The following is a 14,793-nucleotide window of genomic DNA, read 5'->3' as shown; positions in this document are numbered from 1 at the left end:
CAGCCTTCAATGGTCCCTGATCCACATCATGTGGACACTGGTTTAGACCCTATTGGGAAGGATTACGGCTTTTCTACTGGCTTTTGCCAAGGACTGCCGACAGGCGCTCGACCACTTCTGCCTCGGCAACCCCTTGGTTTCCGCTGATCAGGCGTGGCCCAACGCAATCGCGAACGAGACCACGATCATGCAGGCGAAGACAAAATTTAGATTCATGAAGTTTTCATCCAAAACACATGTGATGGCGCGTTGCCGCGGCCCAAGGACACCGGCAAGGATTATTTCACCCGCGTCAGTGAAACCGACGAGGTGAAAACCCACCTGGCACAACTCGCCGCACGCCATGTACACAACGGCCAGATTGTGATTTTCGATTCGGGTAGCACGACGCTGCAGATCGCCCGATCGCTACCGTCGGACATTGCCATTACGGCTATTACCGCCTCGCCGATGATCGCGATCACCCTGGCCGAATACAAAGGCATTACGGTGATTCTGGCCGGCGGACAACTCAACCCCGCGACCATGTCGGCCAGCGGGCATGAAACCCTGCGGCTGATCGAGGGCATCAAGGCTGATCTGCTGTTCACGGGCGTCTGTGCGATTCACCCGGAAGTCGGCATCAGCTCCCTGCATTTCGATGAGGTGCCGGTCAAACAGGCGATGCTCGCCAGCGCCTCCCATGTCGTTGCTGTCACCACCGCCGACAAACTGGGGGCGGTGGAGCCTTTCGTGGTCGCGCCATGCCAGCGCATTCATACCCTGATCACCGAACGCCACGTGGCGTCGGGCAATGTCGAGGACTATCGGAAACTCGGGATCGAGGTGGTGCAAGTGGAGGCGTGAGTTCAGCCGCCCGTCATGTTCATGAAGCGAACCACCTGGACATCGTCGTTCACTTCGAAATTGTGTCGATAGGGCTTGAGTTTCATCGCCTCGATGATGGCCTTTTCCAGGCGCTCGGGATGTCCGGGATGGCTGCGCAACACGGCCTTGAGATCGACGGCGTGTTCATTGCCCAGACACAGCAGCAGACGGCCTTCCACCGTCAACCGAACCCGATTGCAGGTGCCACAAAAGTTGTGGCTGTGTGGGGAAATAAACCCCAGGCGAATCTGCGGTGCCTCGGCCAGGCGCCAGTAGCGCGACGGGCCTTGGGTCGACTCGGCGGACTCGATCAACGTGTAGCGCTCGGCGATCCGCTCACGTACGTGGCTGCTTGCGTAAAACGACTCGGCGCGGCTGTGTTCATGAATGGTGCCCAGCGGCATTTCTTCGATGAAAGAAATGTCGAGATGTCGGTCGATGGCAAAGCTCACCAGATCGTTGATCTCATGGTCGTTACGGCCCTTCATCACCACGCAATTGAGTTTGGTGTGGCGAAATCCCGCGGCGTTGGCCGCGTCGATGCCGCTGATGACCTGCGCCAGATCGCCGGTGCGCGTCAGCTCACGAAAGCGTTGCGGGTCCAGGCTGTCGAGGCTGATGTTGAGCCGTTTGACCCCGGCCTCGAACAAGGGCGTTGCGAGCTTGCCCAGCTGCGAACCGTTGGTGGTCATGCACAGTTCACGCAGGCCGGGCAGGGCGGCGATCTTTTCGCACAGTTGCACCACGCCTGGACGGATCAGCGGTTCGCCGCCCGTGAGGCGGATCTTGCGGGTGCCCAACGCCACGAAGCTTTCGGCCAGTTGATAGATTTCTTCCAGGGTCAGTACCCGTTGGCGGGGCAGAAACTGCATGTCTTCGGCCATGCAATACACGCAACGGAAATCGCAGCGGTCGGTGACAGACATCCGCAGATAGTCCACTCGCCTGGAGAACCCATCGATCAAGACTCGCTCTGACATGAACCTTTCGCCTGCATCCGTGAAATGAGTATTCCGCTAGCCCCGGAATTGTTGTGCGCAGACTAAGAGCAACTTTAGAGGGGCGTCCAATCACTATTAATGACCGGCTGATCGACAGGGTCGATGAAGGATTTGATTGCAAAAAAAACCGGAGCCCCATGACAGGGCTCCGTTTTTTTCTATCGGGCGTTCCGAACTTATTGCGCCCCGAACATCGCCGTCCAGTAAATCCCCGGATCACTCTTCGGATCAACCGCGTAGGCCGCGCCCAACTCCCGGTACTGCGGGTTCATCAGGTTGGCGCAGTGACCGGCGCTGGACACCCAGCCCTCGACCACCTTGCGCACGGTGTCCTGGCCGGCAGCGATGTTCTCGCCGACCTGCCCGCCGCTGTAACCGGCCAATTCAGCCCGGTCACCCGGCATGCGGCCATCGCGGTCCTTGTGATCGAAGTAATTGTTGTTGGCCATTGACCGGGCATGCTCCTCGGCCGCCGTCGCCAGCGTGGCGTTCCAGGTCAGTGGCGTGGCGGCGGCAAAGGATTGCGTGCCGCACTGGCGCGGCTGGCTGCGTACGATGTTGAGCTCGGCCAGTAGCTTTTGGCCTTCCGCCTGCCAGTCGCCCAGGCGAGCGCTCAACAGTGGGCGCGCCAGCACGATGCGCCACTCGCGGTCCTGATGGCTGACGCCGACATCGACGAATTGCGGGTCCAGCACGATCTGGCAAAAGCTTTCCTGAATGGCTTTCATCGCCGATGGCGCATCACGCGGCCCGGACAGGCTGATCGCCTGTACATTCTTCATCGGATAACCCGCGCTGGCCATTGCCTGCTGCAGATTGCCGACGCTGTTGGCGTTCAGCGCCAGCCGTGGGTCGCCGGCCAGCGGTGGCAGTTCCTGCGAGACCTGACCTGCGCAGCGCTGCACCTGGCTGCGGTAGAGGTTGATCGAATCAATCAGTTGTTTCTCGTCGACCGCCAACGCATTCACGGCAAACAACATCCCCAGTGACAACGTGGCAAGACGCATAGCAGATGATTTGAAACGCATGGAAATCCCCTTGGGCTGACTGCGCCCATGATGCGCGATTTCCGCCCCGCGAGCGCAATGACTTTTACGACCGAAGACAGTTTTTTTCTCCGTCTGTTGGAATCGATTCTGGCAACTACAATCAAGCAAAGTCGCCAGTTCGGCGTGCTTGCGGTTCCATCCGAAGGGTCGATCATGCGAGTTGTCTGGATAGCCACCTGCTTGGCAATAACCCTTTTCACCGGCCAGGCCATCGCGTCTGAGCAGCAGCAAAAAAAGGAAATGGCTGAGGACAAGGCCGAAGTTCTTGAGCATAAAGCGGCGGAGAAGGGCAGCGATGTACCAGTGCCCAAGTCCGAAGCCATCACCACCTCCGAAGTTCAGGCAGTCGATCCCGCCGGTGCGTCGCCGCTGGACGATGCAATCACCTGTATGGCCCGCTCCATCTATTGGGAAGCCAAAGGAAAATCGACCACCGACATGGAAGCCGTGGCCAGTGTCGTCATGAACCGCCTGGGCCATGAGGGCTTTCCGGACACGGTATGCGCCGTGGTCAAGCAGGGTTCGGAAACCAGAAATTGTCAGTTTTCGTGGTGGTGCGATGGACGCTCGGATCAGGTCGAGGAAGAATCCCAATACACGATAGCCAAGGAAATCGCGCGCAAGGCGCTAAACAAGCAACTGAACGACCGAACCCACGGCGCAATGTATTTTCACGACAGGAATGTGAAACCCGCTTGGGCCAGGAAATACATCAAGACCACCGAGACCTCGATGTTTCTTTTTTATAAGCCGCGTGCCGGGTCGGCGAAGTAGGGATGTTTGCATGGATGAGGTCTTCGCCATTCACAGGCGTATATTGATAGTGTCGATCCCGATAGTTGAGGCGATGGTAAATCGTCGGTGGTGTGACAGGCGAGAGCGCTGGGGGAGCTAGATATCCCGGAACGTTTGGAGGTGTTACATGAGCCAGTATCAACGACTCTTTCTGATAGCCGGTCCAGGCATGCGTCACACTCCGGCATTGGAGCGAGCTGTCGCCATAGCCCAAGCCACTGGCGCAGCGCTGCACATCACGGTGTTTATCGAAGAGTCCCACCTGTTGGGTTTGAAGAGCGCGGGTGCACGTTTTCGTGAGGCCTGTCAGCAAGAAAACGAAAAATGGTTGAAGGATGAGGCCGATCTGATACGCGCGCGCGGGGTCGTGGTGAGTACCGAAGTGCTTGTTACGCGGACTGCGCTGCAAGAAATACTTCGGCATGTGGCAGAAATGCAGCCGGATCTGGTGATCAAGGACGTGCAACACGAATCAGCACTCAAGCGCGTTTTCATTACGCCTCTGGATTGGCACCTGTTGCGCGAATGTCCGGTGGCGGTGCATTTGGTCAGTGAAATCAGGTGTCCACTTCCGCGGGTGGTCGTGGCGGCAGTCGATCCGTCACAACCTGAGACACAGATTACGGGCATCAACGATCGCATCATCCAGGCGGCGAACGGATTGTCCATGCAATGCAGCGCGGAACTGCATTTGCTGCATGCCTACGATCTGTCGCTGACCCATATATCCGACGCAGGCGCTGGTGCCGTGACGATGCCAGGTTTCAGCAATGAAGTGCGCAAGTCACTGCAAAAGTCATTTAGCGCATTGGCGGACCACTACGGTGTGCCCACTGAGCGCCAACACTTCGTTGAAGGGCCACCTGGCAAAGCCCTGGCCGACTTTGCAGCCCATCACCGGGCCGATGTGATCGTCATGGGAAATGCGCATCGCAAGGGACTGGGCAAATGGGTGGGCAGTACGACAGAGCATGTTCTGTACCAGGTGCCCTGCAACATTTTTGCCGTTAGCGGGTCTGCGAATCAGTGAATGTATTGGCGACGCTGTGCACCTCCTCATTGGTATTTGATGGCAATGCCTTTGAGCTTGCGACCCTGAATCGAATCGATGTTGCGGCTCCACAGAGGACCCGTCACGTAAGCGGCGACGGGTTGGATCTGGTCGTAAACCACCACCACCGCGTTTGCACCCAGCTTGGCGCCTTCTTCACGTAGCTTCTGTTCAACCTGGGTGATAGGAGGTGCGGGTTCGACGCTGGCATCGATGAGGATTTCACCCAGCCGTACGTGGGGGCGCGTCGGTTCGGTGCGTAATATCTGCACGTCGCTGGGCAGGGTCGGCGCGGGATGCTCGACCCCAACGTAGGCGGTTGTCTGCGCATCCACTGTGGCGCAGGCGTTTAACGCAAGTGCGCTGACAATGAGCGCTGCGATGAATAAAGGCCTGTGCAAATTCGAGAGTCGACGCAATGCATGAGTAGCCATGTCAGCCATTCCTTTATCGGGAGTGATTCAACTGCGGATGAATGCCCAGAGATCGGCGTTCAACTTGTCAATCGCGGCCTTGAAATCCTGCGCGGTGATTTTCTGGCTCTCGTTTGACAGCTGCTTGCCGAACACCTTGCGTACAACCCTGGCCACGATCTCGTTGTTTTTCTCGTCGACGAGCTCGGCCTCGATATACAGCTCGGTGTCCTGGTCGCGGTGACCGGTAGCGGCTTGTGTCGCCCCGACGACGGCGGCGATGGGCACCACTTCATACCATTTCATGCCTTCGTTCGAAGCGCTCACCCCGGTGATCGCCGCGCGCATGATCAAGGTTTTCGAGCCTTTTGGCGCGGCACTCGAGCGCGACACTACGCGGTACTTCTGCCCCAGCGTTGCCCTGACCTTGCTGCTCATGTAGTTGCGGATGTCATCGAGTGTCTGCTGGTTGACTCGCTCATTGGGCTTGGGCGCCGGATACAGTTCCAGACGCTCGAACGCAATCGTGTTGTACGCATCGGGGTTCCACGACGGGCTCACCCAACGCATCGTCGTGCCGCCACTGGGAGTGGCTACTTCCTGCAGATTGTCGTAGTTGGACAGGTAGCCGGAGTACTGTTCCTTCTCGGTGACTTTGGAAGTGCAACCGCCGAGCAGAAGCCCGGCCACGGTGGCACCGATGAGCAAATTTCGGGACAGATTCATGATGCTGTGTGCTCCTCGGATGAAGTCGTTCTGGTGTGGCAAAGCACTCAAAAACGCCAGGTCATGTTCCCGGTCACGGCTTGAATCCAGGCACTGTCGAATTGACCGGAAATTCGATTGCCCGAAACGTTTTTGGTCTGGTCCACTGGCATGTCGCCAATCCAGATCATGGCCCAGCTGACATTGACGTCGGTGACCTTGTTCAGCGCATAGGTGGCTCCTGTCGCAAGGCGCCAGGATTCAGCCATCGGTACGGTCACGGTGCGATTATGGTCGGACACGGCACTGCTGTCGTAAGCCACGCCGACGTTCCACAGCCATTGCGGCGTGGCCTGGTATTGCGCGCCGAGCGACAGGTGCCAGGTGTCCTTGAAGTGTGCGTCCACCGTGGTTGACTGGGCTCCGAGCGCCGTGGTGTCCACCTGCACGGCGATGTCGCCGAACTCCGACCAGTCCTGCCAGTTCACCGAAGCCAGCAAGGCCCATTGTCGGTCGAGTTGCTGGAACAGGCTCAGGGTGACCGTTTGTGGAACGGTCATGTCAAGCTGGGTGTTCCGGCCGTTGAGGCGATCCAGCGCCGGGCCGTTGCCCTTGACATCCAGCCCGTCTTCGAAATCCAGGTCGACTTTGCTGGTGTAGGTCAGGCCAATGCGGGTGCCGGTTTGCGGGGCGTAAATCAACCCGGCGTTGGCGCCGAACCCCCAATCGTTGTCCTTGTATTTGAACTGGCCGTCCCCGCGGTCGGTAAAGCCGAACGGCGAGCGGTCAATCGCGGTCTGGGCCTGGAGCATGCCGTACATGGCTTTTACGCCGAGCCCCACCGACCATTGCTCGTCAAAGCGGTAAGCCACGCTGGGCACTAATGACAAACCACCCAGGCTGGCGTTCTGCGCGAAGTAGCGCCCGGACCACTCGTTGTCGTAGTTGACCGCCAGGCCGAAGTCGGCGTACTGGCCGAAGCCGACGCTCCAGCGGTCGTCCAGTTCATGGCTGATGAAAAAACTGCCGCCGGGAATCGGATCGAGGGCATTGCCACTGCCGCTGCCAGGCACATTGGTGTCGGCATCGCGATCGAAGCTCAGGTCGCCATACAGCACCTGCAAGCCACCGGTGATCTGCGTGCCTGGCAGGTAGCTCAGTCCCGCCGGGTTGCTGGCAATAGTCGAAGGGCCCTGGGCACGGGCGGCGGCACCGGCATTGGCCAGGCCAACGTTATCGGTGCCGATTTCGTAGAGCATGATACCGCCGGCCCAGGCTTGCTGACTGCACAGGGCCAATAACGTGAAGGCGGGCATTGCACCTGATCTGGTTTGCATGGATTAGATCCCGGCAAGTGTGCATTTTCGAAATAAGGGTAATAGCCATCATCGAGAAAGCATTGAACCAGCATGGTTCGATCACTCATAAGTGGTAGTTCATATTCTCGATATTGGAAGGGGCAAGATACGAATAAAGTTGCCGGCGCTTGTCTTGGCTTAATCTGGGTCGCAAAGTCGCAGCAGCCAACAGGCGACCGGAATAATTACCAATTCAATAGCAGCATAGAGTTGTAGCAGTGGTGAAGGCATTCCGTCCCGGCATGAAACTAAGGGAACGTCCCAATACCTTCACCCTGAAAGGATGAAGCGCTGCCCTTATCAACTTACTGACGGGTACCCGGCAGGAGTTCAAAGGTTGGAGTGAACGGGGTGATGGCCGCCATTAATAGTTCGAACGGTTTACGATCACCTTCGAAAGTGGCCTTGCCAGCTGCAACAAGTTGATCGAAACCGGTTTTCCTGGCCATCACACCTTCAAGATCAACACGGTCAAGGGTGATAGTGAGATCGGCGTTGCTGGCTTGCTGTCCCTTGATGTTGGTCAGCGTCGAGTTGCTTAACTCCACGACAAACTGCTCGCCGTTATCAGGTGTCTTGAGGTTGAAAGTGAAGTGCTGATCCGCGACTTTGCTGCCATCCAGGGCAATGCCCAGATACTCCAGCCATAATTCGGTGCTCATGCCGCGAATCATGTCCGCCCCACCGGTTTTTGGTGGCACGCCCTTGGGCATGCCATGGCGCAGTTCATACGCTGCCGAGAGGAAACTATTGCGCACACCGGCACTTTCTTTCTGATAACCCACTTGTTCATAAACGTCGGCCAGCAAGTCCTTGGCCTTGCTGTTCCGGGGCTCGGCATACACCAGCTTGTTGAGGATTTCATAGGCTTCGCGGTACTTGCCCTGATCGAACAAGGATTTGCCCTTGGTCATGATCTTGTCGGCGCCACCCATCATTTCCACGTACAGCGGGGCTGAATCTTTCGGCGACAGCGGCATCAGCGTTGCCGGATTGGCATCCCAGTAACCCAGGTAGCGGTTGATCACTGCGCGACTGTTGTGTTCTTCCGAGCCGTGATAGCTATGAGTCGCCCAGTTGTTTTTCAGGCTTTCGGGCAACTTGTAGACGTTTTGAATCTCGTTGATGGTGACGCCCTGGTTGGCAGCGTGCAGTACGGCGTTGTTCAGGTTGGCATAGGCATCGCGTTGTGCGCGCATGACATCCTGAATCCGCTCGTTGCCCCAGCGCGGCCAACTGTGCGAGGCGAACATGACGTCTGCCTGTTGGCCATAGCGGTACAACGCGTTGTTGATGTTTTTCGACCAGACCAGTGGGTCGCGGACCAGGGCACCGCGCAGGGTGTAAATGTTATGGATGGTGCCGGTGATGTTCTCGGCTGCCCAGAAAGCTTTGAATTGGGGGAACCAGGTATTCATCTCAGCGGGCGCTTCAGTGCCTGGCGTACTCTGGAACTCCATCTCCACACCGTCGATGGTCAAGGTCTCGAAATCATTGGTAATAAAGCGGTTGGGTTCGATCAGGCCCATGTTGCCAATGGACGTGTTTTTACCGATGGCCATGTCGACATGACCGTAAGGGCTGTGCGGCAACATGAACCCATACTGGAAGAACGCCCGTCGGTTCATGGCGTTACCGGCATAGACGTTTTCAGCCACGGCATGCTCCATGAAGCCATGTGGAGCGATCAACGGGATTTTGCCGCTACGTATATCGGCCTCGTCGACCAAACCGCGAATGCCGCCGAAATGATCAGCATGGGAGTGGGAGAACACCACCGCCACGACCGGTCGCTTGCCCAGTTTTTCGTTGATGAATTCCAGCGCGGCCCTGGCGGTTTCCTTTGAGGTCAGCGTGTCGAAGACAATCCAGCCTGTGTCGCCCTTGATGAACGTGATATTGGCCAGGTCAAAGCCGCGAACCTGATAAATCTTTTCCGGAACCACCTCATAGAGGCCATAGGCCGTATTCAGCACGGCCTGGCGCTGCAGCGACGGATTGATGCTGTCGTAATCCTTACCATCGAGCAGGAAGTTGTAGCTGCCCATGTCCCACGCGACATTCCCGGCATCAGCCATGATTTTTTTGTAGGGCGGTGCGGCGATGAAGCCTTTTTTGGCTTCTTCGAGGTCGCGCTTGTCTGCAAAGGGCAATGTCTTGCGCAGGTTATTCTGCAACTCGACCGTATAGGACGAAGGCGCCTTGCCCTTGTCATCGAAGTGCACGTTTGGCGATGGCTCAGCTTTTGCGCCGTTTGCGTCGGCAGCAAAGACTGAAGGACTGATACCAGTACCTAGTGTGATTGCCACTGCCAGATGAAGGGTCTTTTTGTGCATGAAGAAGGTTCCTGCGCCAGATGAATGTTCCAGGGCGTCAAGGCAACGCGAGGCTTAGGCGTTGTCAGCTTGACCAGCAGAACCATGAATAGCATATTCATCTGATTCCAAAAAATTCCTGTTTAGTGATGTTCGATAGCATAAAGGTTATGAGATGACGCCCACCCGTTTACGCCAGTTTCTGGCATTGATCGAACACGCACACTTTGGCAGGGCGGCAAAAGCGTTGGGTGTGTCTCAGCCGGCGCTGAGTAAAAGCATCCAATTGCTCGAGCGCGAGCTCGGAGTCACGCTGTTCGATCGACGGAGCGACGGCGTTGTATTGACCGCATTTGGTCATCTGCTGCAGGAGAAAAGTCAGCGCCTGTTGATGGCAGAACAGGATCTGCGGCGTGACATTGCCTTGCTCGCGGGCGGGGATATCGGCGCACTGAAAGTCGCTTTTGGCCCTTACCCGAGCATCATCAGTGGCTATGCCAGCATTGCGCGGATGCATGCCCGGCATCCGCAAATCAAGGTGACGGCACATGTGGCCGGATGGCGCGAGGTGGCGCATCAGGTCCTGACAGGCGTGGTAGATCTGGGGATCGCTGAAATCAGTACGCTGCAAGGCCGGGAAGAACTCACCTGCGAGTTGGTGGGGGAACATGAGGGCCGGCTGTTTTGCCGTCCCGATCATCCACTGCTGGCGCAAAACCGTTCCCTGACACTGGGGCAAACACTCGATTACCCATGGGTGGCGTCGCGCATTCCCTTGCGATTGGCGACCCACTTGCTTCCGGCAACGCTGGGCTGTGCGGGTGCCTATGATGCGCTGACCGGAGACTTCGTCCCGGCCATCGAGATTGATGTGCCCATGCAAATCATCAAATTCGTCGAGAACAGCAATGCCCTGGCGCTGGGGAATCTGTCGACGTTCGAACGCGAATTCACGGCGGGTGAAATCGTGCCGTTACCGGTTCAAGACCTCGCACTGCGTACCCGCTATGGCTTCATTTATCTCAAGGAGCGTTCGCTGCCGCCTGCGGTAGAGGTGTACATGAAAGAAGTGAGGGCTGTGGAGGCCGACGTTCGCCAACGTGAAAGTCTGTTGATCAAGATCATGGAAGCGTAAAGCACAGAACGTGCGAATGCCCCGTCTCAGAGCCGCCGCTTGAGCGTGGCGGACGCTGCCTGCGATTCTTCCATTTTTTGCCTGGACGGTGACTGACCAGTACGAAGTTTCTCAATGCGGATTTATTGAGAACAGCACCTTTATTTTATGAGCTATACCCAATGTTCCCCCATGCACTTCTTCCACTTTTGGAGGTTGTTTATGAATACCCGCATCGTCCCGTTCGCGCTACTCATGGCAAGTCTGTTCGGTTGCAGTACCGGTTCAAACCACTCAATGAATTTGCCTCTGGCTGCGACCCACGCCAATGTAGGTCACACTGGTAACGCCATATTGACCGCCGAAGGCAATCAAACCAATTTTGACTTCTATATCACGGGTGTTCCGAACGGAACCATCCTGCCCCCGCGCATTTTTACGTTCATCAATAAAGGCAGTTGCCAGCAACCCGGGCCAGTCGCCTATGCAATGAACAATAAGGTCAATACAAAAAGCGAAGCAGGGTCCAACGGTTGGAGCTTTTACCGTAATGCGCCTGTCGCAACATCAGAGTTGCTTTCCGGAAAATATTCCATCGTCGTACGGACATCACCCGAAGATGGCAGCGTCGATATCTTTTGCGGCGATGTCGCGCAGGCAAAGCACTGAAATGATGCGATGAACAACTGGAACATGTTGTCGGTCGGACAGTTGCTCTGTGAGAAGGAATTGATGTTAACGCCGTGGCTGATCAGCTGCCATAAACGATGGGCGTCCGAAACAGGCGCCCGTTTTTTTTGCATGAGAGCTTTGCAGTTGAGCGAAGGAACAAAAAGCTCGAACCCGATCTGCATTAATCAACCAAATTTGGTGGCCGAAAGTAGAAAACGCTTCACCGAACCGCTTGTGTTATATCCCCGTAAAAAAGATCGACGCTGCCACACTTCAGGTGTCGTGCGCACGACGATGAAGTACTTCCCGGACAACAGGTCAGTCATGGAAACAGGCGCACTTCGTTCAAAAGTCCAACCCGTGCCCCGTTCCTGCATTGAGCACTACACTGGACTCCCAACTGACTGCTGTAGTCCTTGCCAGAGTGAGCGGCCATGTAGCCGCCAATGATTAACCCATCCACAGTAGGTAGAACTCATGAAGCTCATGATCTGGATGCAGCGTACCTGGAACTCCGCAGTCTCTACGAACCGGCTTTGCTCGCGCGTCGAACGACGTTATCGCGAGCCCCTCGCCATACTCGGGCTGAGCCTGATAGCTTCGACGGCGGCGTTCGCTGCCGATCCTTTGGCGTCCTGGAATGAAGGGCCGGCCAAGCAAGCCATCGTGGAATTTGTCAAAGCGACGACCCAGGAAGGTGGTAGCCAGTTCGTTTCACCAGGCGAACGCATCGCGACTTTCGACCAGGACGGCACGCTATGGGTCGAGCATCCCGCGTATGGCCAATTGTTTTATTGCCTGAGCCGCGTTCCTGCGGTGGTCAAGGAAAAACCGGAGTTGGCCAGCGTCGAACCCTTCAAGACGGTTCTTTCGGGCGACCGCGCTGCCATGGCAAAACTGACCCTCGATGACTACCTGAAAATCGCCATGGTGACCCTGAGTGGCATGCCTACGGATGAGTTCAGGCAGCAAGTTCGTGCCTGGCTGGCCGAAGCCCGTGACCCTCGCTGGAAGCGTCCTTTCACCGAGCTGACGTATCAGCCGATGAAGGAAGTCATGCAGTACCTGCGTGACAATGGTTACAAGACCTACATTGTTACCGGGGGTGGTCAGGACTTCGTTCGCGCCTATTCCGAGAAGATTTATGGCGTGCCTCCAGAGCAGGTCGTCGGTAGCGCTGGAGCAACCGAGTATGTCTACGATAAGAGCGGTAAACCGCAGTTGATCAAGCAACCCAAAGTAGTGCTCAACGACAACGATGCCGGCAAGCCAGAGAACATCTATCTGATGACGGGCCGTCAGCCGAATGCGGCTTTTGGCAACTCCACCGGTGATAAGCAAATGTTGGAGTACACCAAGGCAGGGCAGGGCGCGCGACTGGTGATGCTGGTGCTGCATGATGACGCTGAGCGCGAATATGCCTATGGCCCGGCTCAAGCACTGCCCGATACCAAAGTAGGCACCTTTACTCAACCCCTCTACGACCAGGCAAAGCGAGATGGCTGGACGATCATCAGCATGAAAAAGGATTGGAAGAAGGTATTTGCATTCGAGTGAAATGCAGCTGCAGGTGAGTTTTACGTATGAGCAAATACCCCGCTTAGCGGCAAAAAACCGCACTAGACTCCCTCGTGCGCCTTAAACCGTACGGGCTCATATAACAAGGGGGAATGATTCTGTATGCAGTACTTAGGCTAATCGCACGGTGGTCGTTGCACCCAGAATCAATGCAGTTGTGCACTTGTCACCGGCCAACATAATGAAACAACGAGGTTGCTGGTATGAATAAGCTATCGGATCGTTTCAAGTTGTCTGTCGTGTTTGCTGCACTGTTGTCATTGAACGGGCTTGCCCACGCCGCTCAAACAGAAAAGACTAATATCCTGTTAATTGTCTCCGATGACACCGGTTATGGCGATTTGGGCCCCTATGGTGGTGGGATCGGGCGCGGCATGCCTACACCCAAAATCGATGAGCTGGCGGCAGAAGGTGTGACGTTCTACTCCTTCTATGCACAGCCGAGTTGCACCCCTGGCCGGGCGGCCATGCAAACCGGGCGCATCCCCAATCGCAGCGGCATGACCACCGTGGCTTTCCAGGGCCAGGGCGGTGGTTTGCCAGCAGCCGAATGGACGCTGGCATCCGTATTGAAGACCGGCGGCTACGACACCTATTTCACTGGGAAATGGCATTTGGGCGAGGCCGACTACGCGCTGCCCAATGCCCAGGGTTATGACGTGATGAAGTACGCCGGTCTGTATCACCTGAATGCCTATACCTACGCCGACCCAACATGGTTCCCCGACATGGATCCGGAAACCCGCGAGATGTTCCAGAAGGTGACCCAAGGCGCGCTGTCCGGCAAGGCCGGCGAAAAGGTGGTTGAAGAATTCAAGGTCAATGGTCAATACGTGGATACGCCTGTCGTGGATGGTAAACCCGGCGTGGTCGGCATTCCTTTTTTTGATAACTATGTCGAAAAGGCTGCGCTGGAGTTTCTCGACACAGCGGCAAAATCGGACAAGCCGTTTTTCATCAACGTCAACTTCATGAAAGTGCACCAACCGAACTTGCCGGCCCCGGAGTTCGTTCATAAATCGATGTCCAAATCCAAATATGCCGATTCGGTCGTCGAACTCGATACCCATATTGGCCGCATCATGGATAAGCTCAAGGCACTCGGCCTGGATAAGAACACGCTGGTGGTTTACACCACCGACAACGGGGCCTGGCAGGACGTTTATCCGGATGCTGGCTACACCCCGTTTCGCGGCACCAAAGGCACGGTGCGTGAGGGCGGGAACCGGGTACCGGCCATTGCCGTCTGGCCAGACAAGATCAAGCCGAATACAAAAAACCACGAGATACTCGGTGGCCTGGATTTGATGGCGACTTTCGCCTCAGTGGCTGGAGTGAAGCTGCCCGAGAAGGATCGCGAAGGCCAGCCGATCATCTTCGACAGTTACGACATGACGCCAGTACTCACCGGTAGCGCCTCTTCGCCGCGCAAAGAGTGGTTCTACTTTACCGAGAATGAATTGTCCCCAGGCGCGGCGCGTGTCGGGAACTACAAAGCGGTATTCAACCTGCGAGGCGACGATGGCGCACAAACAGGCGGTCTCGCCGTGGACTCGAACCTGGGCTGGAAAGGCGCACAAAAGTATGTGGCCACCGTCCCGCAGGTTTTTGAATTGTGGCAAGACCCGCAAGAACGCTACGACCTGTTCATGAACAACTTTACCGAGCGGACCTGGACCATGGTGCCGATCTCGGCAGCGATCATGAAATTGATGAAAACCTACCTTGATTACCCGCCACGCAAATTGCAAAGCATGGGCTATGACGGACCGATTGAGCTGTCGCAATACCAGAAATTCCAATACGTGCGTGATGCGCTGAAAAAAGAAGGCATCAACTTGTCACTGCCTAACGGCAACTGATCAAACCCGCTGA

At 56.4% G+C, this 14,793-nt stretch carries 12 protein-coding genes and 1 pseudogene; 7 read left to right on the top strand and 6 right to left on the bottom strand.

Translation table 11 applies throughout. The annotated features are described in order from the left end of the window. Nucleotides 1-237: 237 nt before the first annotated feature. Nucleotides 238-846, top strand: a pseudogene (locus PFAS1_RS28305) (DeoR/GlpR family DNA-binding transcription regulator); the annotation flags it as partial. Between the two features lie 2 nt (nucleotides 847-848). Here PFAS1_RS28305 and moaA read toward each other — a convergent pair. Together moaA and PFAS1_RS28295 are read right to left on the bottom strand one after the other, a co-directional pair. Next, on the bottom strand, nucleotides 849-1,847 hold the full coding sequence (gene moaA / locus PFAS1_RS28300) for a GTP 3',8-cyclase MoaA (protein ID WP_076031419.1): 999 nt from the start codon (nucleotides 1,845-1,847) through the stop codon (nucleotides 849-851). A gap of 197 nt (nucleotides 1,848-2,044) precedes the next feature. Beyond that, nucleotides 2,045-2,896, bottom strand: a complete 852-nt coding sequence (locus PFAS1_RS28295; protein ID WP_074875889.1) for a CAP domain-containing protein — start codon at nucleotides 2,894-2,896, stop codon at nucleotides 2,045-2,047. Between the two features lie 174 nt (nucleotides 2,897-3,070). Between PFAS1_RS28295 and PFAS1_RS28290 the strand changes: the two genes are divergently transcribed. After that, entirely contained in the window at nucleotides 3,071-3,691 is a 621-nt protein-coding gene (locus PFAS1_RS28290; protein WP_076031626.1) for a cell wall hydrolase, read from the top strand. Nucleotides 3,692-3,839: 148 nt separating this feature from the next. Further along, nucleotides 3,840-4,742 (top strand): universal stress protein, encoded by a 903-nt coding sequence (locus tag PFAS1_RS28285; protein ID WP_076031418.1) that lies wholly within the window; start codon nucleotides 3,840-3,842, stop codon nucleotides 4,740-4,742. 26 nt (nucleotides 4,743-4,768) lie between these two features. On the opposite strand, the gene PFAS1_RS28280 is transcribed toward PFAS1_RS28285, so the two are convergent. From PFAS1_RS28280 to PFAS1_RS28265, 4 genes are all read right to left on the bottom strand, one after another. Further along, nucleotides 4,769-5,197, bottom strand: a complete 429-nt coding sequence (locus PFAS1_RS28280) for a hypothetical protein (RefSeq protein WP_076031417.1) — start codon at nucleotides 5,195-5,197, stop codon at nucleotides 4,769-4,771. A gap of 27 nt (nucleotides 5,198-5,224) precedes the next feature. Then, nucleotides 5,225-5,902, bottom strand: coding sequence for a DUF3313 domain-containing protein (locus tag PFAS1_RS28275; protein WP_076031416.1), 678 nt, complete (start codon nucleotides 5,900-5,902; stop codon nucleotides 5,225-5,227). A 47-nt stretch (nucleotides 5,903-5,949) separates the two neighbouring features. Continuing rightward, the gene (locus PFAS1_RS28270; RefSeq protein ID WP_076031415.1) at nucleotides 5,950-7,218 is read right to left on the bottom strand and encodes an OmpP1/FadL family transporter; all 1,269 of its coding nucleotides are present in this window, start codon (nucleotides 7,216-7,218) and stop codon (nucleotides 5,950-5,952) included. A 326-nt stretch (nucleotides 7,219-7,544) separates the two neighbouring features. Beyond that, nucleotides 7,545-9,575: an alkyl/aryl-sulfatase gene (locus tag PFAS1_RS28265; protein WP_076031414.1), complete on the bottom strand. Its 2,031-nt coding sequence runs from the start codon at nucleotides 9,573-9,575 to the stop codon at nucleotides 7,545-7,547. A gap of 154 nt (nucleotides 9,576-9,729) precedes the next feature. On the opposite strand from PFAS1_RS28265, the gene PFAS1_RS28260 reads away from it, so the two are divergent. The 4 genes from PFAS1_RS28260 to PFAS1_RS28245 all read left to right on the top strand — a co-directional run bounded on the left by PFAS1_RS28260 (nucleotide 9,730) and on the right by PFAS1_RS28245 (nucleotide 14,780). Continuing rightward, complete coding sequence (locus tag PFAS1_RS28260) at nucleotides 9,730-10,689, top strand: LysR family transcriptional regulator (protein ID WP_076031413.1); 960 nt, start codon at nucleotides 9,730-9,732, stop codon at nucleotides 10,687-10,689. A 201-nt stretch (nucleotides 10,690-10,890) separates the two neighbouring features. Then, nucleotides 10,891-11,337, top strand: a complete 447-nt coding sequence (locus PFAS1_RS28255) for a hypothetical protein (protein ID WP_076031625.1) — start codon at nucleotides 10,891-10,893, stop codon at nucleotides 11,335-11,337. A gap of 480 nt (nucleotides 11,338-11,817) precedes the next feature. Further along, nucleotides 11,818-12,897 carry an HAD family hydrolase gene (locus tag PFAS1_RS28250; RefSeq protein WP_076031412.1) on the top strand — a complete coding sequence of 360 codons (1,080 nt, stop codon included), beginning with the start codon at nucleotides 11,818-11,820 and terminating at the stop codon, nucleotides 12,895-12,897. Between the two features lie 224 nt (nucleotides 12,898-13,121). After that, the gene (locus tag PFAS1_RS28245) at nucleotides 13,122-14,780 is read left to right on the top strand and encodes an arylsulfatase (protein ID WP_076031411.1); all 1,659 of its coding nucleotides are present in this window, start codon (nucleotides 13,122-13,124) and stop codon (nucleotides 14,778-14,780) included. Nucleotides 14,781-14,793 lie beyond the last annotated feature (13 nt).

The organism is Pseudomonas frederiksbergensis (genome assembly GCF_001952935.1).
GTDB lineage: Bacteria > Pseudomonadota > Gammaproteobacteria > Pseudomonadales > Pseudomonadaceae > Aquipseudomonas > Aquipseudomonas frederiksbergensis.
The sequence above is the reverse complement of the archived record's forward strand: the minus strand, read 5'-3'. Positions and strand labels throughout refer to the sequence as shown.